This is a genomic window from Streptomyces sp. NPDC048258 (assembly GCF_043201995.1).
GTDB lineage: Bacteria > Actinomycetota > Actinomycetes > Streptomycetales > Streptomycetaceae > Streptomyces.
This window is the reverse complement of the sequence record NZ_JBICZH010000007.1, coordinates 328978-353651: the sequence shown is the minus strand read 5'-3', so window position 1 is coordinate 353651 and position 24674 is coordinate 328978. Positions and strand designations below refer to the sequence as shown.

Sequence of the window (24674 nt, the reverse complement as noted above, 5' to 3'; positions counted from 1 at the left end):
TTCGGTGGTCGTGCGGGTCAGGCCAGGCGGGAGACGTCGCGGACCGCGCCCTTGTCGGCGCTGGTGGCCATCGCCGCGTAGGCGCGCAGGGCCGCGGAGACCTTGCGCTCGCGGTTCCTGGGGGTGTAGACGCCGCCCAGGGCCTCGTGACGGGCCGCCAGGGTGGCCTCGTCGACGAGGAGTTCGATGGAGCGGTTCGGGATGTCGATGCGGATCCGGTCGCCGTCCTCGACGACGGCGATGGTGCCGCCCGAGGCCGCCTCCGGGGAGGCATGGCCGATGGACAGGCCCGAGGTGCCGCCGGAGAAGCGGCCGTCGGTCACCAGGGCGCAGGACTTGCCGAGGCCGCGGCCCTTGAGGAACGAGGTCGGGTAGAGCATCTCCTGCATGCCGGGGCCGCCGCGCGGGCCCTCGTAGCGGATGACGACGACGTCGCCCTCCTTGATCTCCTTGCGGAGGATCTTGTCGACGGCCTCGTCCTGCGACTCGCAGACGACCGCCGGGCCCTCGAAGGTCCAGATCGACTCGTCGACGCCGGCCGTCTTCACCACGCAGCCGTCGACCGCGATGTTGCCCTTGAGGACCGCGAGGCCGCCGTCCTTGGAGTACGCGTGCTGCACCGAGCGGATGCAGCCGCCCTCGGCGTCGAGGTCGAGGGTCTCCCAGCGCTCGGACTGGGAGAAGGCGGTGGCGGAGCGCTTGCAGCCGGGGGCCGCGTGCCACAGCTCCATGGCCACGTCGGAGGCCGTCCCGGAGCGGGCGTCCCACTTCGCCAGCCAGTCCTCCAGGTTGGTGGAGTGGACCGAGGTGACGTCCTTGTTCAGGAGTCCGCCGCGGTGCAGCTCGCCCAGGATGGCGGGGATGCCGCCGGCGCGGTGGATGTCCTCCATGTAGTACGTGCCGCCGGGCGCCACGTTCGGCGCGACCTTGGACAGGCACGGGACCCGGCGCGAGACCTCGTCGATGTCCTTGAGGTCGTAGTCCAGGCCGGCCTCCTGCGCGGCGGCCAGGAGGTGCAGGATCGTGTTCGTCGAGCCGCCCATGGCGATGTCGAGGGCCATGGCGTTCTCGAAGGCCTCGCGGGTGGCGATGGAGCGCGGCAGGACGGAGTGGTCGTCCTGCTCGTAGTGGCGCTTGGTGATCTCGACGATCGTGCGGCCGGCGTCCTCGTAGAGGGCGCGGCGGGCCGTGTGCGTGGCGAGGACCGAGCCGTTGCCGGGGAGGGCCAGGCCGATGGCCTCGGCGAGGCAGTTCATCGAGTTGGCCGTGAACATGCCAGAACACGAGCCGCAGGTCGGGCAGGCGTTCTCCTCGATGCGCAGGACGTCCTCGTCGGAGACGTTCTCGTTCGAGGCGTCGACCATCGCGTCGATCAGGTCGAGCTTGCGGACGGTGCCGTCGACGAGGGTGGCCTGGCCGGCTTCCATCGGCCCGCCGGAGACGAAGACCACCGGGATGTTCAGGCGCATGGCGGCCATCAGCATGCCGGGGGTGATCTTGTCGCAGTTGGAGATGCAGATCAGGGCGTCGGCGCAGTGGGCCTCGACCATGTACTCCACGCTGTCCGCGATCAGGTCGCGGGAGGGCAGGGAGTAGAGCATGCCGGCGTGGCCCATGGCGATGCCGTCGTCGACCGCGATGGTGTTGAACTCGCGGGGGATCGCGCCCGCGGCGCGGATGGCGTCGGAGACGATCCGGCCGACGGGGGCCAGGTGGGTGTGGCCGGGGACGAACTCGGTGAAGGAGTTGGCGACCGCGATGATCGGCTTGCCGATGTCCTCGCTCGCTACGCCCGACGCACGCATAAGGGCGCGTGCGCCCGCCATGTTGCGGCCGTGGGTGACGGTGCGGGACCTCAGCTCGGGCATCGGGTTCACTCCCCATGGGTGCGGCCGGCCTTGCGAGCGCGGCCACGACTGTAGATATGAATCAGTTACGAGGCTACGCTCCTGGCCCGCGATACGGACAGCAGGTCCGCATGTCGGGACGGGCGGCTCATTCCTCGGTCAGGTAGCGCTGCAGGGTCGGGGCCACCAGGGCCACGATGTCCTCGGGGTCGGCGGACGCGAGGGGCTCGACCTGGACCACGTACCGCAGGATGGCGATGCCGACCATGTGGGAGGCGGCCAGCTCGGCGCGGAAGGTCGGATCGGGGACGTCGAGGTCGGCGGCGACGCGCTCCAGGACGCGGCGCAGGACGAGCCCCCGCAGGACCTTCGCGGCGGCCTCGTGCGTGAGGGCCGACCGGATCACGGCGAGCAGCGGGACCCGGGTGACCGGGTTCTCCCAGACACCGAGGAAGTAACGGGCGAGCCGTTCGCCGATGCCGTCGGGGCCCTCGCCGAGGATCGCCGGAACCACCATCGCCGGCTCCAGGCTCAGCTCGATGGCGGCGGCGAAGAGGTCTTCCTTGCTGCCGAAGTAGTGGTGCACCAGGGCCGGGTCCACGCCCGCGGCCTTGGCGACGCCGCGTACGGAGGTCTTGTCGTAGCCGCGTGCGGCGAACTCGGAGCGTGCGGCGAGGCGGATGCGCTCCTGGGTGCCGGGGCCTTCGTCGGCCTCGTCCTGGCGGGGGCGGCCGGGGCCGCGGCGGCGCGGCCGCACGGGCTCGGTCATGGCCTGCGGGCCCGGTCGCGCGCGTCGGGGGCGGACGCGGTGGCCGTGGTGGTGGGTGTCGTGGCGGTGGCGAGGTGCAGGCGGGTGAAGGCCAGCGCCTCGGCGAGGTCCGCCTCGCGCTCGGCGGAGGACATGGCGCGCCGCGTGTTGACCTCGATGACCACGTGCCCGTCGAACGACGTGCGGGCGAGCCGTTCCAGCAGCTCGGCGCAGGGCTGCGTACCGCGCCCGGGGACCAGGTGCTCGTCCTTCGCCGAACCGTTTCCGTCGGCGAGGTGGACGTGGGCCAGCCGCTCGCCCATCCGGTCGATCATCGCGGTCGCGTCCGTGCGGGCGGTCGCGGTGTGCGACAGGTCGACGGTGAAGTGCCGGTAGTCGTCCTTCGTCACGTCCCACTCGGGCGCGTACGCGAGCATCTCGCGGTCGCGGTAGCGCCAGGGGTACATGTTCTCGACGGCGAACCGGACGTCGGTCTCGTCGGCCATCCGCCAGATCCCGGTGACGAAGTCACGCGCGTACTGGCGCTGCCAGCGGAACGGCGGGTGCACGACGACGGTGGACGCGCCGAGCCGCTCGGCCGCCGCCCGGGCGCGCTGGAGCTTGGTCCAGGGGTCGGTGGACCAGACCCGCTGGGTGATGAGCAGACACGGCGCGTGGATGGCGAGGATCGGCACCTGGTGGTGGTCGGACAGCCGCCGCAGGGCGTCGACGTCCTGGCTGACCGGGTCCGTCCAGACCATCACCTCGACGCCGTCGTAGCCGAGGCGCGCGGCGATCTCGAAGGCGGTCGCCGTGGACTCCGGATAGACGGAGGCGGTGGAAAGGGCGACTTTCGCGGTCGGGATGCGGACTGGTTCTGCCACGGGGACAGGGTACGGGCCCCACGCCCTCCCGGGGCCTCCCACCCCTCGTCCCGGGCCGGCTCGACCCGCGCCCCGGGCCGGCACGCCCCCTTGCCCGTGCTATCCGTTCCCCGTCGGCAGGTGGTCCAGCCGACGCAGGATGACGCCCTCGCGCAGCGCCCAGGGGCAGATCTCCAGCTCGTCGACGCCGAACAGGTCCATCGCACCCTCCGCGACGAGCGCGCCCGCCAGCAGCTGGTTCGCCCGGCCCTCGGAGACGCCCGGCAGGGCGGAGCGCTGGGCGGTCGTCATCGCGGCCAGCCGGGGGACCCACTCCTCCAGGGACTTGCGGGTCAGGTCCCGCTGTACGTAGAGGCCGTCCGCCGAGCGGGCCGCGCCCGCGATGCGGGCCAGCTGCTTGAACGTCTTCGAGGTCGCCACCACGTGGTCCGGGGCCCCGAACCGGCTGAACTCGCCGACCGTGCGCGCGATCTCGGCCCGTACGTGCCTGCGCAGGGCCTTGACGTCCAGCGCGTCCGGCGGGTCGCCCGGGAGCCAGCCCGACGTCAGGCGGCCCGCGCCCAGCGGCAGGGAGACGGCCGCGTCCGGGTCCTCGTCGATGCCGTACGCGATCTCCAGCGAGCCGCCGCCGATGTCGAGGACCAGCAGCTTCCCGGCCGACCAGCCGAACCAGCGGCGCGCGGCGAGGAACGTCAGCCGCGCTTCGTCGCCGCCGCTCAGGACGGGCAGATCGACACCGGTTTCGGCCTTGACCCGCGCCAGGACCTCGTCCGCGTTCTTGGCCTCCCGTACGGCGCTGGTCGCGAAGGGGAGTACGTCCTCGCACCCCTTGTCCTCGGCGGCCTGCACGGCGTCGGTGATCACCGAGACGAGACGCTCGACACCCTCGGGGGTGACGGCGCCGTGCTCGTCGAGGAGCTCCGCCAGCCGCATTTCCACCTTGTGCGAGTGCGCGGGCTGGGGGCGCGCGCCGGGGTGCGCGTCGACCACCAGCAGATGGACCGTGTTCGAACCCACATCAAGGACACCGAGTCTCATAGGGGGAAACGCTACTGCGATGAACGCGGAGGGGTTGCGTAAGGGGCGCTTAGGCTTAGGTTTGTGCCAAATACGAAGAAGGCCAACAAGACCCGGTCGAAGAACGACAAGGGCACCGACAACGACATGGCCAAGGTCAAGGCCGCGAACGGCGGCAAGGCCAAGGCCAAGGCCGCGCTCGCGGCCGACGAGAAGGGCCTCGACTTCCCCCGGGCCTGGGTGGAGTTCCCCGATCCGGCCGACGACGAGCAGGTCTTCCGCTGCGACCTGACCTGGCTGACCTCCCGCTGGACCTGCATCTTCGGCAGCGGCTGCCAGGGCATCCAGGCGGGCCGGGCGGACGACGGCTGCTGCACGCTCGGCGCGCACTTCTCCGACGAGGACGACGAGAAGCGCGTCGCCGGGCACGTGGCCCGGCTGACCCCCGAGCTGTGGCAGTTCCACGACGTCGGCAGCGAGACCGGGTGGACGCAGCTGGACGACGACGGGGAGAAGCAGACCCGCCGCTGGGACGGCGCGTGCATCTTCCTGAACCGGCCGGGGTTCCCCGCCGGGGCCGGCTGCTCGCTGCACATCCTGGCGTTGAAGAGCGGCCAGGAGCCGCTGGAGACCAAGCCGGACGTCTGCTGGCAGCTGCCGATCCGCCGTACCTACGACTGGATCGACCGGCCCGACGACACCCGCGTGCTCCAGGTGTCGATCGGCGAGTACGACCGCCGCGGCTGGGGTCCGGGCGGCCACGACCTGCACTGGTGGTGTACGTCGGCCACCTCGGCGCACGGCGCCGGGGACCCGGTGTACGTGTCGTACCGCGCGGAGCTGACGGAGCTGATGGGCAAGGAGGGCTACGAGGCGCTGGTGAAGCTGTGCGAGGCGCGGCTGGCCTCGCTGCTGCCGATGGCCCCGCACCCGGCCGATCCCGCCTAGTGCTGTGGCCCGGTGAACCTTGCCGGTCGCAGCACTAGGTCGAGGAGGTCGACGGCGCCGGGGAAACCGTTCCTCCTGAGGTCGGCGTCGGCGTCGCGGACTCCGTCGGCGTGGGCGTCGGGGTCGGCGTGGGCGTCGGCGTCGGGGTCGGCGTGGGAGTGGGCGTGGGAGTCGACGGCGGCTCCGGTGTCGGTGCCGGGCGCCCGCGGCCCTGGATGGCGACGACCGCGCCGCCGGGATCGACCCCCACCCTGGCGGACCAGGCCCCCACGGGCTGGGTTTCGGGGTCCACGGCGATCCGCAGGGTGACCGATTCTCCGGGGGCCAGGGTGCCTGCGGTCCGGCTCGCGCGCAGCCAGGGCGCGTCGGACCAGAGCCGCCAGTCCACCGGGCTGCCGCCGGAGGCGGTGAGGGTGATCACCGTGGTGGCGCCGTGGGAGGACGCGGTCACGGTGAGGCGGCCGGGGGCGCCGGGACGACCCGGTTCGGGGCTCGCCGGGGGCCCGGTGCTGATCACCTCGACGGAGACGTCGGGGGCGGCGCTGCCCGGGGCGAAGCCGGGGTGACTCGTGGTGGCGGCGGCGTTCCCGGCGTTCTCGTACGCGGTCAGCGGGCGGCCGCCGACGTGCGGCAGCGAGAGCTCGGACTCGCTCGCTGAGACGCGGGTGCCGTCGCCGCCGACGGGCTCGCCGGTGCTGGGCGCGCCGCGGTACGCCGCCCACAGGGCCAGGACCGGCGCCGCGACCACGGTGGCGACCACGGTGGTGGTCACCGCCCGCGAGCGCAGCCGGTCGCGGCGGGCCGCGTGGTCCTTGGGGTCCATCGGGAAGCCGGTGCGGTCGAAGCGCGGGCCGGGGCGGCGGCGGCCCCGGCCGGAGCGGATCATCGCCGCGTGGACGGCGGTGCGGGGGGCGGGGACCAGCGGGAGGGTGGCCGTGTCGACGGCGGAGCCGGGCCAGGGGGCCCCGGCGCCCACGCGTTCGGCGACGCGGCGGCAGCGCGGGCAGTCGTCGACGTGCCGTACGAGCTCGGCGCGCAGGGTGGTGGACAGCAGGACCTGTCCGTCGCCGGTGAGCCGGGAGACGCTGGGGCAGCCGCCGGTCTCCACGACGGCGAGGGCGGCGCGCGTGCGCTCCACCTCGCAGGCGGCGCCGGACAGGAGCTCGCGGGCGGCGGCCTCGGACGTGCCGAGGACGGCGGCCAGCTCGGTGACGTCGAGGCGGTGGCGGACGGCGAGTTCCAGCGCCTCGCGCTGCTCGGGCGTGGTCCCGGCGGCCTCCGGCCAGGCGAGCCGGGCCAGCTCGGTACGGCGGTAGGCGCTGACGTCAAGCGTGCGGCGGGCCTCGGGAACCCGGTCGGCATCGGTCCCGGAGCCGGTGCCGGTACCCGGCGCACGGCCGGGATCCATGCGCTCCGGCGCGCGCCGGGCGCAGTGCGCTCCCTGCCGCGCGTGCCGCTGCTCGGCCAGCCGACGCAGGCAGCCCCAGCGGGCGAGCGCGTACAGCCAGGCCCGCCGGTCCTCCTCGTCGGGACATCGGCCGGGGTGCCGCTCGGCCACGGCGAGTACGCCGCCCAGCACGTCGGTGGCGGTGTCGTGGTCGCACAGGACCGACAGGCAGTACGTGAACAGGCCGTCCAGGTAGGGCTCGTGCCGGAAAGCGGGCGGCTGCTCCACTTCGTGGGGCGTGCGCCCGTGCGCCCGGTGTGCGCCGGTGCGCGATGAGGAGTGTGCCTGGTTGCTGCTGTTCACCTGGCGACCGTAGGCGGCACGCCGGTGACCTCCCGGAAGCCTTCACCACATTTAGCCCTTACGGGTGAACAGATCGGTGCCCTGCTGACTCCGGTGTTGTCGGCTTGGCCGACAGCGCTGTCGGCTTTGTCAGCGGGTCCGGCTACCGTGAGCGCCATGGCTGCCCGCACTGCTCGTTCATCCGCCAAGGACCGGCCGTCCTACCGCTGTACCGAATGCGGCTGGACGACCGCGAAGTGGCTCGGGCGGTGTCCCGAGTGCCAGGCGTGGGGCACCGTCGAGGAAATGGGCGCGCCCGCCGTACGGACCACCGCCGCCGGCCGGGTGTCGACCGCCGCGGTGCCGATCGCGCAGGTCGACGGACGGACGGCGACCGCGCGCAGCACCGGCGTGGACGAGCTGGACCGTGTACTCGGCGGCGGGCTCGTGCCCGGCGCCGTGGTGCTGCTCGCCGGGGAGCCCGGTGTCGGGAAGTCGACGCTGCTGCTGGACGTCGCCGCGAAGGCCGCCAGCGACGCGCACCGCACCCTGTACGTCACGGGCGAGGAGAGCGCGAGCCAGGTGCGGCTGCGCGCCGACCGGATCAACGCGCTGAACGACCACCTCTACCTGGCCGCCGAGACCGACCTCTCGGCGGTGCTCGGGCATCTCGACGCCGTGAAGCCCTCCCTCCTGATCCTGGACTCCGTACAGACCGTCGCCTCCCCCGAGATCGACGGCGCGCCCGGCGGCATGGCCCAGGTGCGCGAGGTCGCCGGGGCGCTGATCCGCGCCTCCAAGGAACGCGGGATGTCCACCCTCCTCGTCGGCCACGTGACCAAGGACGGGGCGATCGCCGGTCCCCGCCTGCTGGAGCACCTGGTCGACGTGGTGCTGAGCTTCGAGGGCGACCGGCACGCCCGGCTGCGGCTCGTGCGCGGAGTGAAGAACCGGTACGGGGCCACCGACGAGGTGGGCTGCTTCGAGCTGCACGACGAGGGGATCACCGGGCTCGCCGACCCGAGCGGGCTGTTCCTGACCCGGCGCGCCGAGGCCGTGCCGGGGACCTGCCTGACCGTGACCCTGGAGGGCAAGCGCCCGCTGGTCGCCGAGGTGCAGGCGCTGACCGTGGACTCGCAGATCCCCTCTCCCCGGCGCACCACGTCGGGCCTGGAGACCTCACGCGTCTCGATGATGCTGGCGGTGCTGGAGCAGCGCGGCCGGATCACCGCGCTGGGCAAGCGCGACATCTACAGCGCCACCGTGGGCGGGGTGAAGCTGACCGAGCCGGCCGCCGACCTGGCGATCGCGCTCGCGCTGGCCTCGGCCGCCAGCGACGTCCCGCTGCCGAAGAACCTCGTGGCGATCGGGGAGGTCGGCCTGGCGGGTGAGGTGCGGCGGGTGACCGGCGTGCAGCGGCGGCTCGCGGAGGCGCACCGGCTCGGCTTCACGCACGCCCTCGTGCCGTCGGATCCGGGCAAGGTGCCGGCCGGGATGAAGGTCATCGAGGTGGCCGACATGGGCGACGCCCTGCGCGTGCTGCCGCGCGGGCGTTCCCGTACTCCGGCGGCCAAGGAGTAGCTGGTCAGAGGGCCCGTACGGGGTCCTCGCAGGGCGTACCTGGCCAAGCCACGGCGGGGCCGTAGCGCGCGCCGGTAGACTTTGGGCTGGTCCGCCCGGCCGTACGCACGTCTTCGTGCCCGCGGCGCTGGGCGGCGCAACCCGCGACCGGAGGAGTGCAGTGGCAGCCAAGGACGGGGCAGCAGCATCCGGCAAGTCGGGCGCCGGCTCCAAGCAGGAGGCCATGATGCGCGCCTCGCTGAGCGCGGTCGCACCTGGTCAGCCGCTGCGTGACGGCTTGGAGCGGATCGTCCGCGGCAACACCGGCGGGCTCATCGTCCTCGGCATGGACAAGACGGTCGATGCCATGTGCACCGGCGGTTTCGTCCTGGACGTGGAGTTCACCGCGACCCGGCTGCGCGAGCTGTGCAAGCTCGACGGCGCGCTCATCCTCGACAAGGACATCACCAAGATCCTGCGGGCCGGTGTGCAGCTGGTGCCGGACGCGTCGATCCCGACCGAGGAGACCGGTACGCGCCACCGCACGGCGGACCGCGTCTCGAAGCAGTGCGGGTTCCCGGTCGTCTCGGTGTCGCAGTCGATGCGGCTGATCGCGCTGTACGTGGACGGGGAGCGGCGGGTCCTGGAGGAGTCCGGGGCGATCCTGTCGCGGGCGAACCAGGCGCTGGCCACGCTGGAGCGGTACAAGCTGCGGCTCGACGAGGTCGCGGGCACTCTGTCGGCGCTGGAGATCGAGGACCTGGTCACGGTCCGCGATGTGACGGCGGTCGCGCAGCGGCTGGAAATGGTCCGCCGGATCGCGACCGAGATCGCCGAGTACGTGGTCGAGCTGGGCACCGACGGGCGGCTGCTGTCGCTGCAGCTGGACGAGCTGACGGTCGGGATCGAGCAGGAGCGGGAGCTCGTCATCCGGGACTACGTGCCGGAGCCGACGGCGAAGCGTTCCCGCACGGTGGAGGAGGCGCTGCCGGCGCTCGACGCGCTGACGCATCCGGAGCTGCTGGAGCTGGCGATCGTGGCGAAGGCGCTGGGGTACACGGGGTCGCCGGAGACGCTGGACTCGGCGGTGTCGCCGCGGGGCTACCGGCTGCTGGCGAAGGTTCCCCGGCTGCCGGGGGCGATCATCGAGCGGCTGGTGGAGCACTTCGGTGGCCTGCAGAAGCTGCTCGCCGCCAGTGTGGACGATCTGCAGGCGGTGGACGGGGTGGGCGAGGCCCGTGCCCGTAGCGTCCGCGAGGGCCTGTCCCGACTCGCGGAGTCGTCGATCCTGGAGCGGTACGTCTAGGCTGCGCGCCGCGCCTGGGCTGCGCCGCGGCCCGGGGGACTTCGGCTGACGCGCCGCGCCTGGGCTGCGCCGCGGCCCGGGCGACTTCGGCTGACGCGCCGCCCCTGGGCTGCGCCGCGGCCCGGGCGACTTCGGCTGACGCGCCGCTGCTGGGGCTCCGCCCCAGACCCCGCGCCTCAAACTCCCCCAGCTACCGCTGGGCGGAACGTGTGAGCGCCGCTCAGCCGAATCCAGCCCCGCCGGCGATTGAGGCGCGGGGGTGTGGGGGCGGAGCCCCCGCCAACCGGCCCGCAGAGGCTAGTCCTGCTTCAGGACGAACGAGGTTCGGGCCACGGGCATGCCGGGCGACTTGACCTCGACCACGTACGTGTCGGGAGCCGCAGCCCCCGCCGGAGGCGTAGCGCACTGGTCGGCAGCGCTGAACCGGCGGTCCCACTCCAGCGACTGCTTCGTCTCGCCCTGCGCGGGGAGGCGGAAGAACGCGTTGCCCGCGCCCGTCGGGCAGTCCGCCGAGGACCACACCGGCTTGCCGCTGGTCGCCTGAAGGATGGTCAGGACCGCCTGCTTCGGGCCTAGGTCGATCTTGCAGGTGGTGCCGGCGATGTTGCGGGCGACGAGTTCGAGGCGGGGCTTCTCGTTCGCCTCGTACTCGTTCTTCACGCTCTTGACCTCCCACTGCAGCGCGGCCGGCGCGCACGTGGGCAGGGCCGAGTCCGCCGGGACCGGGGCCGCGCCGCCCGAGCCGGAGCCCGCGCCGGAGGCGCCCGTACCGCTGCCCGGGTCACCGTTCTTGCCCGAGTCGGTGGAGCCCCCACCCTCGGAACCCGCGGCCGTACCGGCACCCGTACCACCGCCGCCCGACTCCGCGCGTCCGCCCGGGGCCTGACTGATCGCCGGACCCGTACCGGCCGGTCCGGGCGTGATCGTGGTGACGGGATCCTTGCCGCCCTGGCCCTTTCCGTTCGTACTCGTCTTCCCCCCGCCGGAACTGACGGTCCATACGGCGAGGAGTGCCAGGAGCGCGACAACGGACGCCAGCACAGCCCTCCGTCGCCAGTAGATGGAGGAGGGGAGCGGCCCGACCGGATTGCGCAGAGATCCCACGGACGGAACTTTACGAGAGTCCGGGACCCGATCAGTGCCCCACATGCCGCACGGCGGACTTGATTTGGCGATGATCATCCTGCGGGCGCAACCCGGACCGCCGGGAATCGGCCAAGAGTCTGACGCGGAGGCCGGTCACGCTTGCGTACGGTCGGTGACCATGGACAGCTCCGGCCTCTACCGCGACATCACCGGCTTCGCCCACTCGACCCCCACCTGGGTGCGGTCGGCGTCCGAGGTGTGGACGGAGTACGGGCTGCTGCTCTTCGGAGTGCTCTTCATAGCCGTCTGGTGGCGCTCGCGCGGGCACGGCCCCGGCTCGGTCGCCCTGGCCGTCCTGGCCCCGCCGGCCACCGCCGCCGCGTACGTCGCCTCGGAGGTCGTGAAGTCCACCGTGGACGAGGAGCGGCCCTGCCGCGCCGTCGCCGGGGCCGCGGCCGCGCTGATCCCGTGCCCGCCGACCGGCGACTGGTCGTTCCCCAGCAACCACTCCGCCCTCGCGGGCGCCGCCGCCATCGCGCTGGCCCTGGCCGTACGCCGCCTCGCGCCGCTGACCGTGCCGCTCGCGCTGCTGATGGCCTTCTCCCGCGTCTTCGTCGGCGTGCACTACCCGCACGACGTCGCGATGGGCCTGCTGCTGGGCGGTTCGCTGGGCGCCCTCGTCGTCCTGGTGCTCGCCGGTCCCGTCAGTACGATCATCGCCGCCATGCGGGCTAGCGGGGTCCGCGTGGCTGTCTGGTTCACCGGCCAGGGCCCGGCGCGGTAGACCCGAAACGTGCCAGGATGCCGAGTGCCATGACTGCATCCCCCACTTCCTCCCCCGAGTCCCCCGACTCCGCTGACTCCCCCGAGTCCCCCGCCGTCTCCCACCCGCTGCACTCCCCCGTCATCGCGTGGTTCGACGAGCACGCCCGCGACCTGCCCTGGCGCCGCCCCGAGGCCGGCCCCTGGGGGGTCATGGTCAGCGAGTTCATGCTCCAGCAGACCCCCGTCAGCCGGGTGCTGCCGGTGTACGAGCAGTGGCTCGCCCGCTGGCCCCGGCCCGCCGACCTGGCTGCCGAGGCCCCCGGCGAGGCCGTACGGGCCTGGGGGCGGCTCGGCTACCCCCGCCGGGCCCTGCGGCTGCACGGCGCGGCCGTGGCGATAACGGAGCGGCACGGGGGCGACGTACCGCGGGATCACGCGCAGCTCCTCTCGCTGCCCGGGATCGGCGAGTACACCGCGGCCGCCGTGGCCTCCTTCGCGTACGGGCAGCGGCACGCCGTACTCGACACCAACGTCCGCCGGGTCTTCGCGCGCACCGCCACCGGGGTCGAGTACCCGCCGAACGCCACCACCGCCGCCGAACGGCGCCTCGCCCGGGCCCTGCTGCCCGGGGACGAGGACACCGCGGCGCGCTGGGCGGCGGCGTCGATGGAGCTCGGCGCGCTGGTGTGCACCGCCAAGAACCCCGACTGCGCCCGCTGCCCGGTGGCCGGGCTGTGCGCGTGGCGCCTCGCCGGGAAGCCGGCGCACGAGGGGCCGCCGCGGCGCGGGCAGACGTACGCCGGGACCGACCGGCAGGTGCGCGGCAGGCTGCTCGCCGTGCTCCGGGAGGCGGTGGGCCCCGTTCCGCAGGCCGTGCTCGACACGGTGTGGGAGGAGCCGGTGCAGCGCGCCCGGGCGCTCGACGGGCTGGTCTCCGACGGTCTGGTGGAACCGCTCGAAGGCGGCCGCTACCGGCTTCCGCTGAGCTGATCCGCAGCTGATCCGCAACCGATCCCGAGCTGATCCACACCCGGCTGGAAACTGAGTCGATGATTCCGCTTCCAGCCGGGAAACCGCAGCTCACGGGCACTGTTACACAACCTATGGGTGTCCGTGCGCCCACCGAAGGCTGGCCCGCACAGGCTCGTGACAACCCCTCCGTACCTTCGGATCCGTAAGACGGCGGTTGAGCGGTTGGTCGGAACGGAGGCGGTCTGAGATGGCGCACGGCGAGGTACTCGAATTCGAGGAGTACGTACGCACTCGGCAGGACGCACTGCTGCGCAGCGCCCGGCGCCTGGTCCCGGACCCCACCGACGCGCAGGACCTCCTTCAGACCGCCCTCGTCCGCACCTACGGCCGCTGGGACGGCATCGCCGACAAGTCCCTGGCCGACGCCTACCTCCGCCGGGTCATGATCAACACCCGTACCGAGTGGTGGCGCGCCCGCAAGCTCGAAGAGGTCCCCACCGAGCAGCTCCCGGACGCCTCCGTCGAGGACGGCTCCGACCAGCGCGCCGACCGCGCCCTGCTGATGGACATCCTCAAGGTGCTCGCGCCCAAACAGCGCAGCGTGGTCGTGCTGCGACACTGGGAGCAGATGAGCACCGAGGAGACGGCCGCGGCACTCGGGATGTCCGCGGGTACCGTGAAGAGCACTCTGCATCGCGCGCTGGCCCGTCTCCGGCAGGAACTGGAGAGCCGGGACCTGGACATGCGCGCGCTGGAACGCGGTGACCACACCATCCGGTACGAGGGGCGTGAGCGGTGCGCGGCCTGAATGGCCAAGTTCTGACCGGCAGGGGTTCGCTGGTCCTGATGTCGGCGGGGACGGTCGTCCTCGTCGGCACTGCCGTGTTCGCGGTCGGGTGCGCCACGGGCGGCACGGGCCTGCGCGACGGCGGCCCCGCACGGACCGATTCCGTGGCGAAGACCACCCCGAACGCCCCCTCCCCCGACGCCTCCTCGGCCTCGGCGGCCGCCTCCGGCGGGCCCCTCAAGAAGGTGGACCCGGTGGCGCTCCTGAAGGCGGACCCGAAGGTCAGCGCCGAGATCAAGCGGGACCTCAAGCCCTGCACGGGCAAGGAGTACCCCGTGGACGTGAGCTACGGGAAGGTCACCGGCAGCACCGTCGTCGACATCGTGGTCAACGTCCTGTCCTGCGCCGACGCGCTGGGGCGGGGCTCGTACGTGTACCGCGCGGACGGCGCGAGGTACGAGAATGTCTTCTCGGACGAGCAGCCGCCCGTCTACGCGGAGATCGACCGGGGCGACCTGGTGGTCACCAAGCAGGTGTACGGGAAGAGCGACGCGCTCGCCTATCCGTCGGGCGAGGACGTGATCACGTACCGCTGGAACGGGGAGAAGTTCACCGAGCAGGACCGCGTGCACTCCGAGTACAGCAACGTGGTCGACGGCGGGAGCCAGCCCGCCCCGGCCACGCCCCAGAAGAACTGAGTACCGAAGAACCGAGGCGAGGCTTCCGCATGGCCGAGACCCATGTCCTGTTCGTGGAGGACGACGACGTCATCCGTGAGGCCACGACCCTGGCGCTGGAACGCGACGGGTTCGTGGTCACCGCCATGCCCGACGGCCTGTCCGGCCTGGAGTCCTTCCGGGCGGACCGGCCCGACATCGCCCTGCTCGACGTGATGGTCCCCGGCATGGACGGCGTGAGCCTGTGCCGCCGCATCCGCGACGAGTCCACCGTCCCCGTGATCATGCTGTCGGCGCGCGCCGACTCCATCGACGTGGTGCTGGGCCTGGAGGCGGGCGCCGACGACTACGTCACCAAGCCCTTCGACGGTTCGGTCCTCGTCGCCCGCATCCGCGCGGTGCTGCGCCGCTTCGGCCACGCCGGCGGCTCGCAGAACGGCGGCCCGGGCGGCGGCGCCGGCGAGGGCCAGGACGCGGAGCGCGGGGTGCTGTCCTTCGGCGACCTGGAGGTCGACACGGAGGGCATGGAGGTACGCAAGGCGGGCGCGGCCGTGGCGCTGACCCCGACCGAGATGCGGCTGCTGCTGGAGTTCTCCTCCGCGCCCGGCACTGTGCTGTCGCGCGACCGGCTGCTGGAGCGGGTCTGGGACTACGACTGGGGCGGCGACACCCGCGTCGTCGACGTCCACGTCCAGCGGCTGCGCACGAAGATCGGACAGGACCGGATCGAGACGGTCCGAGGCTTCGGATACAAGCTGAAGGCCTGAGGCACCGGAGCATGAGGCGCTTCACCCTGCGCACGGGGATCCGCTGGAAGATCACACTCGCCATCGCCGCCGTGGGCGCGCTCACCGCCGTCGCGCTGAGCCTGGTGGTGCACAGTGCTGCCCGCGTGTCGATGCTGGAGAGCGCCCGCGAGGTGCAGCTGGACCGCGTGCAGTTCATCTCCCGCAACGCCGAGGCCGGCCGCAAGCCGCCCATGGGCGCCAAGCTCAACGACCCGGAGCTGCCCGCCCAGCTGCGGGAGAAGGCGCGCTCCGGGCGGCGCGGGACGTACATCCAGGAGTCCGCGAAGGGGGCGCCCGAGGTGTGGGCCGCGGTGCCGCTCGGCAACGGGCAGGTGCTGTCGCTGCACACGCAGTTCCGGGAGAGCGCCAACATGGTGCGCGACCTGGACCGGGCGCTGGTGGTCGGCTCCCTCGCCGTCGTGATCGGCGGCTCGGCCCTGGGCGTGCTCATCGGCGGGCAGATCTCGCGCCGGCTGCGCAAGGCCGCCGCGGCCGCGCAGCGGGTGGCGCACGGGGATCCCGAGGTGCGGGTACGGGACGCGGTCGGTGGCGTCGTACGGGACGAGACGGACGACCTCGCGCGGGCCGTGGACGCCATGGCCGACGCCCTCCAGCAGCGGCTGGAGGCCGAGCGGCGGGTCACCGCGGACATCGCGCACGAGCTGCGGACGCCCGTGACGGGCCTGCTGACGGCGGCGGAACTGCTGCCTCCGGGGCGGCCGACCGAGCTGGTGCGGGACCGGGCGCAGGCGATGCGCGCGCTGGTCGAGGACGTGCTGGAGGTGGCCCGGCTGGACAGCGCGTCCGAGCGGGCGGAGCTCCAGGAGGTGGCGCTGGGCGAGTTCGTGAGCCGGCGCGTGACGGCGCTGATGCCGGAGGCCTCCGTACGGATCGTCGCGGACGAGATCGTCAGCACCGACCCGCGCCGCCTGGAGCGGATCCTGGGGAACCTGCTGGCCAATGCCGCGCGGTACGGGCGGCCGCCGGTCCAGGTCGACGTCGAGGGCCGGGTCGTACGGATCCGGGACCACGGGCCGGGCTTCCCGGAGGCGCTGCTGCGCGAGGGGCCGAGCCGGTTCCGGACCGGGTCGACGGACCGCGCGGGCGTGGGGCACGGGCTGGGGCTGACCATCGCGGAGGGGCAGGCGCGGGTGCTGGGCGCCCGGCTGACCTTCCGCAACGTGGCCGCCCCGGGCGGATCGGAGCGCGAGGGCGCGGCGGCGGGCGCGGTGGCGGTGCTGTGGCTGCCGGAGCACGCGCCGACGGCGACGGGAAGCTTCCCGGTGATCAAGCTGCCGCAGGGTTAGCCCCCTAGAGGACCCTCTGGGTCACGGTCGAGTCAGTACCGGGCGGTACGGGCCGGGGGGTCGTGACTTAGCATCCGTGGCATGACCGACGGCACGAATCCTCAGAGCAACCCGCAGCCCGAGCCCGCCCCGGGGAGTGGTGGCTACGGGTTCCCGCCGGGACCGCCCGCCCAGGGCGGCTACGGCTTCCCGCCCGGCCCGCCGGCGCAGGGCGGCTACGGCTTCCCGCCCGGGGCGCCCGCGCAGGGCGGCGGTGGCTACGGCTACCCGCAGCAGCCCGGGCAGCCGAACCCGTACCAGCAGGGCCCGCACCAGCCGGACCCGTACGCGCAGGACCCGGCGGCGCAGCAGGCCCCGTGGTCCCCGGCCCAGTCGGCGGTGCCCGGCATACCGGGCGGCGATCAGCCGGACTGGGAGGCCATGGCCGACCGCTCCGCGGCCGAGCGGCGCAAGAAGCGGATGTGGATGCTGGGCGGCGGGGTGACCGTACTGGCGCTGCTGGCCGGTGGCGGAACGTTCTTCCTGCTCAGCGGCGACAACGGGAAGCAGGGCGGAGGGGACGACAACCCGTCCGCGTCCGCCTCACCGTCCGGGCCGTCCGGCTCGAAGTCGCCGGCGCCGTACTCCCCCACCGTGGAGGGCGACGCGACGCTGCTGCGCGACAGCAACGGCAAGATCGGCATCCGGCTGGGCCCCGACACGCAGATCGCGCCGGTGGGCAAGCGGTTCCAGATCATCTCGAAGGGGACGGCGAACGCGTACGCGCAGGCCTCCGAGCAGGCGGTGGACGTGTCGAAGAGCTTCACCGTCACGGCCCGCGTCTACAACTCCGCCACCAAGGGCGGGCGGATCGCCGTGAGCCAGGGTGACGGGGAGTCGTTCTCGTTCGAGCTGGGTCTCGACGAGGTGAACGGCAAGCAGGCCTGGATCTTCCGGGTGCAGACGGGCGACAAGGGCGCCGCGGCGACCGCGCGGACCGTCGCCGCCGAGGGGCTGCCCATGGTCAAGACCCCCACGACACTGATGGCCACGTACGACGCGGAGAAGAAGACGATCGCCCTCTACGTGGAGGGCAAGAAGGCCGGCGAGATGGTGGTGCCGGGCATCTGGCAGGCCCCCGGACCGCTCCAGCTGGGTCGGTCCAAGCACCACAACATCTGGGTCAACGCGTGGCAGGGGGCCATGCACAACATCCGGATCTACGACTCGGCGTTCTCGCAGGAGCAGGTCACCGCCTACGAGGAGGGCAAGCTCGGCGCGGCGACGAAGCCGTCGCACTCGTGGCTGCTGACCTGAGGGGCCGGCCGGCCGGACGGGTCAGATGGTGACGCCGGCGTTGCGCAGGAAGGCCACCGGGTTGACGGCCGAGCCGTAGTTCGGGGTCGTCCGGATCTCGAAGTGCAGGTGCGGGCCGCTGGAGTTTCCGGTGTTGCCGGACAGGGCCACGTTCTGGTTCACGGCGACCTTCTGGCCGATCCGGACCTTGATCTTCGAGAGGTGCGCGTACTGCGAGTACGTGTTGTTCGCGTGCTTGATCACGATGGCGTTGCCGTACGCGGGGCCGTCGCCGCCGCCGTTGGGGCCCGCCTTGACGACGGTGCCGGCGGCCGCGGCCTTGACCGGGGTGCCGACCGGGACGGCGAAGTCCTGGCCGGAGTGCTTGTGGGACCACATGCTGCCGCCCTTGCCGAAGGTCGCGGACAGCGTGTACTTCGCGAGCGGCTTGCCCCAGAGGCCGGTCTTCGCGGCGGCCTTGGCGCCGGTGGTCTGCGTCGTGTCGGCGAACGCGGCGGTCGTCCCGGCCCCGAGAGCCAGCACCGCACCGAGAGCGGTGGCGCCGACGGCGATACGGGTACGACGGGTGCTGACGCGCTTCGCGGACATGAATGAGACCTCCGGGGCCGGGAACAAGGACGGGATCGGGCATCAAGCGACCCGGCACGCTCTGAGCGGTGTGCCGGGCTTGCCCACCCTTGGTAACCCGCGCCCCCCGACATCCCCAAACCTCCCGATTACTACCGGAGGCCGTAGGTACGGCCGGGACTGTCCGTCCTGTTGACCCCGCCACTACTGGGCCGGCGGTAGGGCAAATCGGACCTTTGGATCTACGAAAGTTCCTAGTAGGTCCGATTTGCCCTGTGCGGCTTGTCACCGGCCCGGGACCATTGGATCTCCCCTTCGGGACCGAAGACCTGCAACCGACGACCGCCCGCAACTACGCTCCAGCGTCGTGGACGCATCGGTTGCGGGAATCCGGCTGGCCTCGGGGGTCCTGACGCCCCTCCTCAAGAAGCTCTTCCAGGGGGAGGGCGCGGGCGCGGGCCTGGTGGACCGGCCGGTCCGGCTCTCGTCCTACGTGGCGTGGCGCGAGAAACGCGGCCTCGGCGCCGCCGACCTGCGGGTCCTCGCCGACCACCTGGTGCGCGAGGCCTTACGGGCCCCGGGCGAGCGCCCGCTCCCGCCCGGCGAGGAGGCGGGCGTGGCGGCCGCCCTCGCCGCCACCCTGCACGCGCTGGGCGACCTCGCCCTCTCGGACGTGGAGGCGGTGCGCCTCGGGCCACGGGCCTTCGCCCGGGAGCTCCTGGCCGCCGGCCCGCACCCCGGGCTCTCACGGGACGCCGGACTGTTCCACGCACGCCTGGTCGACCTGGCCTGCCTGCACATCCTGAACTTCTTCACCCAGCGCTCCACCTTCGTGGCCGCGACCCTCGTGGAGCAGAGCCGGCTGCACGCCGAGACCATCGCCAAGGTGGACGAGCTCCTCACCCGGATCCCCCGCCAGGACGGCCGGGACGCGGCCTTCGAGGACCGCTACCTGGCCTACGTGGCCCGGCGCCACAGCGCCCTGACCATCTTCGGCCTGGACCTGGCCCCGGGCTCCTCCCGCTGGCCGCTGGACGCGGCGTACGTATCGCTGGAGGCCGACCGGGCCGCGCCGGACGAGCCGGGCGCGAGCATCGCCCGCCGCACCCTGCCCGCCGACGCACTCCTCACCGAGCACCACCGGATCCTGCTGCGCGGCGAAGCCGGATCCGGGAAGACCACCCTCATCCAGTGGCTGGCCGTCTCCACCGCGCGCGGCCCCGGGAAGGGCCTCGTCCCGTACGTCCTGCCCCTGCGCGCCCTCACCCGCCACGGCGAGCGGCTGCCCTCCCCGCGCGAGTTCCTGGCCGGCTCCCCGCTGGCCGGGGAGGCCCCCGAAGGCTGGGAGGCCCGCGTCCTGCGCGACGGCCGCGCCCTGCTCCTGGTCGACGGCATCGACGAGATCCCGGCGGCCGAGCGGGACCGGGCCCGCGACTGGCTGGCCGACCTGATCACCGCCTACCCGGACAACCGCTGGCTGGTCACCTCCCGGCCCTCGGCGGTCCGGCAGGACTGGCTGGGTACGGAGGGCTTCGAGGAGGTGCTCCTCACCCCCATGACCCGGGACCATGTCCGCGCTTTCGTCACCCGCTGGCACGCGGCCGCCGGACCGCTCGACCCGGCCCTGGAGACCCGGCTGCTGGACTCCGTACGCACCAAGCCGGACCTGGCCCGGCTGGCCACCAATCCGCTGCTGTGCGGGCTCATCTGCGCCCTGCACCGCGAACGGCGCGGGTTCCTGCCCTCGGGCCGCAAGGAGCTCTACACGGCCGCCCTGTCGATGCTGCTGCACCGCCGGGACCGCGAGCGGGGCCTGCGCCTGCCGGAGCTGGCCGAGGAACCGCAGCTCCAGCTGCTCCAGCGGCTCGCGTACTGGCTGATCCGCAACGGCCGCACCGAGCTGGACCGGACCCGGGCCGAGGCCCTGATCGCGCACGCGCTGCCCGCCGTACCCGCCGTCCACGTCCTGGGCGGGGCCCCGGCGGTGTTCCGGCACTTCCTGGAGCGCACCGGGCTGCTGCGGGCGCCCACGGCGGACACCGTCGAGTTCGTCCACCGCACCTTCCAGGACTTCCTGGGCGCCCGGGCCGCCCTGGACGAGGGCGGCCTCGGCGAGCTGGCCGCCCACGCGGACGAAGACCAATGGGAGGACGTCATCCGCATGGCGGTGGCCCAGGGCCGCCCCCGCGACCGCGCCGAGATCATCCGGGAGCTGCTGGCCCGCGGCTCGCACCGGTCGGTCCTGCTCGCCCTGGCCTCCCTGGAGTACGCGGCCGAGCTGGACCCCGTACTGCGCGCCGAGGTGGAGCGGCGGGCGGGCGGGCTGATCCCGCCCACCAGCGTGGGCACGGCGCGCGAGCTGGGGCGGATCGGGCCGCTGGTCCTGGAACTGCTCCCGCCGCCCGAGGAGGCCCCCGACGGCGCTGCGGCCCTCTACACCGTCCAGGCCGCGGGCGGGGTGCTGTCGGAGCGCGCGATCCCCTTCCTCGCCCGCTACTGCGACCACCCCTCCTACGAGGTCCGCGCGGAGCTGGCCAGGCTCTGGCCGCGCTTCGAGACCCGCCGGTACGCCGCGGAGGTCATCTCCCTGCTCCCCGCCGGCCAGAACGTCACCGTCGTCTCGGACGCCGAGCTGGCCGCCCTGGCCGACTTCTCGCCCCGGCGGGACCTGAACGTGGTCGGCGAGGTGACGGGCGAGGCCCTCACCGCGTACCTCCGGGCGGTCAGGGCCGAGTACCTGACCGTGCGCGGCAACGGTCTGCTCACCGACCTCGACTTCCTGAAGGGCCAGGACGCCCTGGTCTCCATCGAGATCTCGCACTGCTCCGGGCTCCGGGATCTGGGCGGGCTGAGAGGACTGCCGGTCCGGTCGGCCGTGCTCGACCTGCGCGGCGACGCCCTGCCCATCGCCCCCGTCCTCGCCGGCTGGACCTCCCTGCGGCATCTCGTGCTCCGCGGCAGGCACGCCGGCTGGTCGCTGGACGGTTTCGCTCCCCGCGTGAAGCTGAACAGCGTCAATCTCTACTCGGTGACGCCCGAGAACGCCGGACCCGTCGGCCTGTCCCGCCACCGCGGGCTGCGGTCCGTCTCCCTCGGGGAGTGCTGGGCCCCGCGCCACCCGGGCGAGTGGCAGGAGCTCGCCCTGCTGACGGAGCTGGCCGAACTGGCCGTACCGGGCTCGGCCCTCGATTGCGCCCCCGACGGCCTGAGCATGCCTTCGGTGGAGGAGCTGCACGTGCCCCGGAGCATGATCGGTGGCCTGGACATCGCCCGCCGGTTGCCCGCGATCTTCCCCAACCTGCGCACCCTGAGCCTGGCCGGGGAGTACGACGAGCGAGCCGTCCGCGCCGTGCTGCCCTCGCACGTCAGCGTGTCCCATACGTGAAAGGGGGCGGTCCCGTACGTGAAAAAGGGGCGGCCCCGGGACTTCTCGGTCCCGGGGCCGCCCCTTCGTACTGCTGCCTACCCGAAGGGCTAGGCGCCCTTCGACAGGTCCGGGCCGGAGCCCGTGGCCTCGATCGGGGGGAGGTCCGGCAGAGCCGACTTCTCCTCGCCGCGGAAGGTGAACTTGGCGTCGTCGCCCTCACCCTCCTTGCCGACGACCACGATCTGACCGGGACGCAGCTCGCCGAAGAGGATCTTCTCCGACAGCAGGTCCTCGATCTCGCGCTGGATGGTCCGGCGCAGCGGCCGGGCACCCATGATCGGGTCGTAGCCGCGCTTGGCGAGCAGGAGCTTCGCGTCGCCGCTCAGCTCGATGCCCATGTCGCGGTCCTTCAGGCGCTCGTCGACCTTCGCGATCATCAGGTCGACGATCTGGATGATGTCTTCCTCGGTGAGCTGGTGGAAGACGACCGTGTCGTCGACACGGTTGAGGAACTCGGGCCGGAAGTGCTGCTTGAGCTCTTCGTTGACCTTCGCCTTCATCCGCTCGTAGCCGGTCTTGGTGTCGCCCTGGGCCGCGAAGCCCAGGTTGAAGCCCTTCGAGATGTCCCGGGTACCCAGGTTGGTCGTCATGATGATGACCGTGTTCTTGAAGTCCACGACCCGGCCCTGGGAGTCGGTCAGGCGACCGTCCTCCAGGATCTGGAGAAGGGAATTGAAGATATCCGGGTGGGCCTTCTCGACCTCGTCGAAGAGGACGACGGAGAACGGCTTCCGGCGCACCTTCTCGGTGAGCTGGCCGCCCTCTTCGTAGCCCACGTAGCCGGGGGGCGAACCGAAGAGACGGGAAACCGTGTGCTTCTCGCTGAACTCCGACATGTCGAGGGAGATCAGCGCGTCCTCGTCGCCGAAGAGGAATTCGGCGAGGGTCTTGGAGAGCTCGGTCTTACCGACACCGGACGGACCGGCGAAGATGAACGAGCCACCCGGGCGCTTCGGGTCCTTCAGACCCGCACGGGTACGGCGGATCGCCTGCGAGAGCGCCTTGATGGCGTCCTTCTGGCCGATGACCCGACGGTGGAGCTCGTCCTCCATGCGGAGCAGTCGCGAGGACTCCTCCTCGGTGAGCTTGAAGACGGGAATGCCGGTCGCGGTCGCGAGGACCTCGGCGATGAGCTCGCCGTCGACCTCGGCGACGACGTCCATGTCGCCGGCCTTCCATTCCTTCTCGCGCTTGGACTTCGCCGCCAGCAGCTGCTTCTCCTTGTCACGGAGAGACGCCGCCTTCTCGAAGTCCTGGGAGTCGATGGCCGACTCCTTGTCGCGGCGCACGCCCGCGATCTTCTCGTCGAACTCGCGGAGGTCCGGCGGCGCGGTCATCCGGCGGATGCGCATCCGGGAGCCGGCCTCGTCGATCAGGTCGATCGCCTTGTCCGGGAGGAAGCGGTCCGAGATGTACCGGTCGGCCAGCGTCGCCGCCTGGACGAGGGCCTCGTCCGTGATGGAGACGCGGTGGTGGGCCTCGTAACGGTCGCGCAGGCCCTTGAGGATCTCGATCGTGTGGGGGAGGGAAGGCTCCGCCACCTGGATCGGCTGGAAGCGGCGCTCGAGGGCCGCGTCCTTCTCGAGGTGCTTGCGGTACTCGTCCAGCGTCGTGGCACCGATGGTCTGGAGCTCACCACGGGCCAGCATGGGCTTGAGGATGCTGGCGGCGTCGATCGCGCCCTCGGCGGCGCCCGCACCCACGAGGGTGTGGAGCTCGTCGATGAACAGGATGATGTCGCCGCGGGTGCGGATCTCCTTGAGCACCTTCTTCAGGCGCTCCTCGAAGTCACCGCGGTAGCGGGAACCGGCGACCAGGGCGCCGAGGTCAAGCGTGTAGAGGTGCTTGTCCTTGAGGGTCTCGGGGACCTCGCCCTTGACGATCGCCTGGGCCAGGCCCTCGACGACGGCGGTCTTGCCGACGCCGGGCTCGCCGATGAGGACCGGGTTGTTCTTGGTACGGCGGGACAGCACCTGCATGACCCGCTCGATCTCCTTCTCGCGCCCGATGACCGGGTCGAGCTTGGATTCGCGGGCCGCCTGGGTGAGGTTGCGGCCGAACTGGTCCAGGACGAGCGAGGTCGAGGGCGTGCCCTCGGCCGGGCCGCCGGCCGTGGCCGACTCCTTGCCTCCGCCGGTGTAGCCGGAGAGCAGCTGGATGACCTGCTGCCGGACTCGGTTGAGATCGGCGCCCAGCTTCACGAGGACCTGGGCGGCGACGCCCTCGCCCTCGCGGATCAGGCCGAGCAGGATGTGCTCGGTGCCGATGTAGTTGTGGCCGAGCTGGAGGGCCTCTCGGAGCGAAAGCTCCAGGACCTTCTTCGCCCGCGGGGTGAAGGGGATGTGGCCGGACGGGGCCTGCTGCCCCTGACCGATGATCTCCTCAACCTGCTGGCGAACAGCCTCGAGCGAAATCCCGAGGCTCTCCAGGGCCTTAGCGGCGACACCCTCACCCTCGTGGATCAAGCCCAGGAGGATGTGCTCGGTGCCGATGTAGTTGTGGTTGAGCATCCGGGCTTCTTCCTGAGCCAGGACGACAACCCGCCGCGCGCGGTCGGTGAACCTCTCGAACATCGTTTATCGCTCCTCAGAGCGGTCGGGCAGTTCGGGGTCGGTCCCCGCCCTGTCCTTCCGCATGCTAGTCCCGCGGGGCGGGACAGCTCATTCCAACTGCCGACATCCGTCCACGGCTCACCCCCACATCTGCGAGGAAAACCGGCTTGAAGAGCCGACTACTGCTCCAACCCGATGGTGCGAGACGATGTTCCCGCAGGCCAGGCAGATACCCGTCATGCGTGTACGCCGATGGCGAACGGAAGCCGGTCAAATCAGCGTGTCGCCCCGATCCACTAGGAATGTCTTACCCGTAAGGACGGACACTCCATGCCGGTGACGCCGGTTCCCTCCGCTAAGGGCGAACACAGTTCCGTCCCGAATGTGGGACTGCACCCCTGCGGATGTTTA

Annotated in this window: 19 protein-coding genes; 11 read left to right on the top strand and 8 right to left on the bottom strand. The window is 72.3% G+C overall.

The features are described from left to right. Positions 1-17: 17 nt before the first annotated feature. From ilvD to ACGFYQ_RS19255, 4 genes are all read right to left on the bottom strand, one after another. The gene (gene ilvD, locus ACGFYQ_RS19270; protein WP_393745306.1) at positions 18-1868 is read right to left on the bottom strand and encodes a dihydroxy-acid dehydratase; all 1851 of its coding nucleotides are present in this window, start codon (positions 1866-1868) and stop codon (positions 18-20) included. A gap of 127 nt (positions 1869-1995) precedes the next feature. Further along, positions 1996-2616 (bottom strand): TetR family transcriptional regulator, encoded by a 621-nt coding sequence (locus ACGFYQ_RS19265; RefSeq protein ID WP_393745304.1) that lies wholly within the window; start codon positions 2614-2616, stop codon positions 1996-1998. Further along, complete coding sequence (locus tag ACGFYQ_RS19260; RefSeq protein WP_393745302.1) at positions 2613-3479, bottom strand: sugar phosphate isomerase/epimerase family protein; 867 nt, start codon at positions 3477-3479, stop codon at positions 2613-2615. The genes ACGFYQ_RS19265 and ACGFYQ_RS19260 overlap by 4 nt, the downstream gene beginning before the upstream one ends. Before the next feature lie 99 nt (positions 3480-3578). Beyond that, positions 3579-4517 carry a Ppx/GppA family phosphatase gene (locus ACGFYQ_RS19255; RefSeq protein ID WP_393745300.1) on the bottom strand — a complete coding sequence of 313 codons (939 nt, stop codon included), beginning with the start codon at positions 4515-4517 and terminating at the stop codon, positions 3579-3581. A gap of 126 nt (positions 4518-4643) precedes the next feature. Between ACGFYQ_RS19255 and ACGFYQ_RS19250 the strand changes: the two genes are divergently transcribed. Continuing rightward, positions 4644-5444: a hypothetical protein gene (locus ACGFYQ_RS19250; RefSeq protein WP_393745345.1), complete on the top strand. Its 801-nt coding sequence runs from the start codon at positions 4644-4646 to the stop codon at positions 5442-5444. A gap of 34 nt (positions 5445-5478) precedes the next feature. Here the strand turns inward: ACGFYQ_RS19250 and ACGFYQ_RS19245 are convergent, their stop codons facing one another. Beyond that, positions 5479-7194, bottom strand: coding sequence for a hypothetical protein (locus ACGFYQ_RS19245; protein WP_393745298.1), 1716 nt, complete (start codon positions 7192-7194; stop codon positions 5479-5481). 156 nt (positions 7195-7350) lie between these two features. Between ACGFYQ_RS19245 and radA the strand changes: the two genes are divergently transcribed. After that, positions 7351-8754 (top strand): DNA repair protein RadA, encoded by a 1404-nt coding sequence (gene radA, locus ACGFYQ_RS19240; RefSeq protein ID WP_393745296.1) that lies wholly within the window; start codon positions 7351-7353, stop codon positions 8752-8754. A gap of 160 nt (positions 8755-8914) precedes the next feature. Next, the gene (gene disA / locus ACGFYQ_RS19235) at positions 8915-10039 is read left to right on the top strand and encodes a DNA integrity scanning diadenylate cyclase DisA (protein ID WP_393745294.1); all 1125 of its coding nucleotides are present in this window, start codon (positions 8915-8917) and stop codon (positions 10037-10039) included. A gap of 297 nt (positions 10040-10336) precedes the next feature. Here the strand turns inward: disA and ACGFYQ_RS19230 are convergent, their stop codons facing one another. Continuing rightward, positions 10337-11143: a hypothetical protein gene (locus ACGFYQ_RS19230; protein ID WP_393745292.1), complete on the bottom strand. Its 807-nt coding sequence runs from the start codon at positions 11141-11143 to the stop codon at positions 10337-10339. Between the two features lie 160 nt (positions 11144-11303). Between ACGFYQ_RS19230 and ACGFYQ_RS19225 the strand changes: the two genes are divergently transcribed. From ACGFYQ_RS19225 to ACGFYQ_RS19195, 7 genes are all read left to right on the top strand, one after another. Beyond that, complete coding sequence (locus ACGFYQ_RS19225) at positions 11304-11909, top strand: phosphatase PAP2 family protein (RefSeq protein ID WP_393745290.1); 606 nt, start codon at positions 11304-11306, stop codon at positions 11907-11909. A 29-nt stretch (positions 11910-11938) separates the two neighbouring features. Beyond that, positions 11939-12880: an A/G-specific adenine glycosylase gene (locus tag ACGFYQ_RS19220; RefSeq protein ID WP_393745288.1), complete on the top strand. Its 942-nt coding sequence runs from the start codon at positions 11939-11941 to the stop codon at positions 12878-12880. Positions 12881-13109: 229 nt separating this feature from the next. Then, on the top strand, positions 13110-13670 hold the full coding sequence (locus tag ACGFYQ_RS19215) for a SigE family RNA polymerase sigma factor (RefSeq protein ID WP_069920779.1): 561 nt from the start codon (positions 13110-13112) through the stop codon (positions 13668-13670). Positions 13671-13708: 38 nt separating this feature from the next. Further along, positions 13709-14347 carry a hypothetical protein gene (locus tag ACGFYQ_RS19210; RefSeq protein WP_393745343.1) on the top strand — a complete coding sequence of 213 codons (639 nt, stop codon included), beginning with the start codon at positions 13709-13711 and terminating at the stop codon, positions 14345-14347. 29 nt (positions 14348-14376) lie between these two features. Next, a complete protein-coding gene (cseB, locus tag ACGFYQ_RS19205; RefSeq protein WP_393745285.1) occupies positions 14377-15093 on the top strand; it encodes a two-component system response regulator CseB in 717 nt (238 codons plus the stop codon). Between the two features lie 11 nt (positions 15094-15104). Further along, positions 15105-16421, top strand: a complete 1317-nt coding sequence (gene cseC, locus ACGFYQ_RS19200) for a two-component system sensor histidine kinase CseC (RefSeq protein ID WP_393745283.1) — start codon at positions 15105-15107, stop codon at positions 16419-16421. An 81-nt stretch (positions 16422-16502) separates the two neighbouring features. After that, entirely contained in the window at positions 16503-17717 is a 1215-nt protein-coding gene (locus ACGFYQ_RS19195; protein ID WP_393745281.1) for a LamG-like jellyroll fold domain-containing protein, read from the top strand. Between the two features lie 21 nt (positions 17718-17738). On the opposite strand, the gene ACGFYQ_RS19190 is transcribed toward ACGFYQ_RS19195, so the two are convergent. Then, positions 17739-18305 carry a M23 family metallopeptidase gene (locus ACGFYQ_RS19190; RefSeq protein ID WP_393745279.1) on the bottom strand — a complete coding sequence of 189 codons (567 nt, stop codon included), beginning with the start codon at positions 18303-18305 and terminating at the stop codon, positions 17739-17741. A 346-nt stretch (positions 18306-18651) separates the two neighbouring features. Between ACGFYQ_RS19190 and ACGFYQ_RS19185 the strand changes: the two genes are divergently transcribed. Next, positions 18652-21669: an NACHT domain-containing protein gene (locus tag ACGFYQ_RS19185; protein WP_393745277.1), complete on the top strand. Its 3018-nt coding sequence runs from the start codon at positions 18652-18654 to the stop codon at positions 21667-21669. Positions 21670-21758: 89 nt separating this feature from the next. Here ACGFYQ_RS19185 and ACGFYQ_RS19180 read toward each other — a convergent pair whose 3' ends face one another. Next, on the bottom strand, positions 21759-24284 hold the full coding sequence (locus tag ACGFYQ_RS19180) for an ATP-dependent Clp protease ATP-binding subunit (RefSeq protein WP_393745275.1): 2526 nt from the start codon (positions 24282-24284) through the stop codon (positions 21759-21761). Positions 24285-24674: the final 390 nt, after the last annotated feature.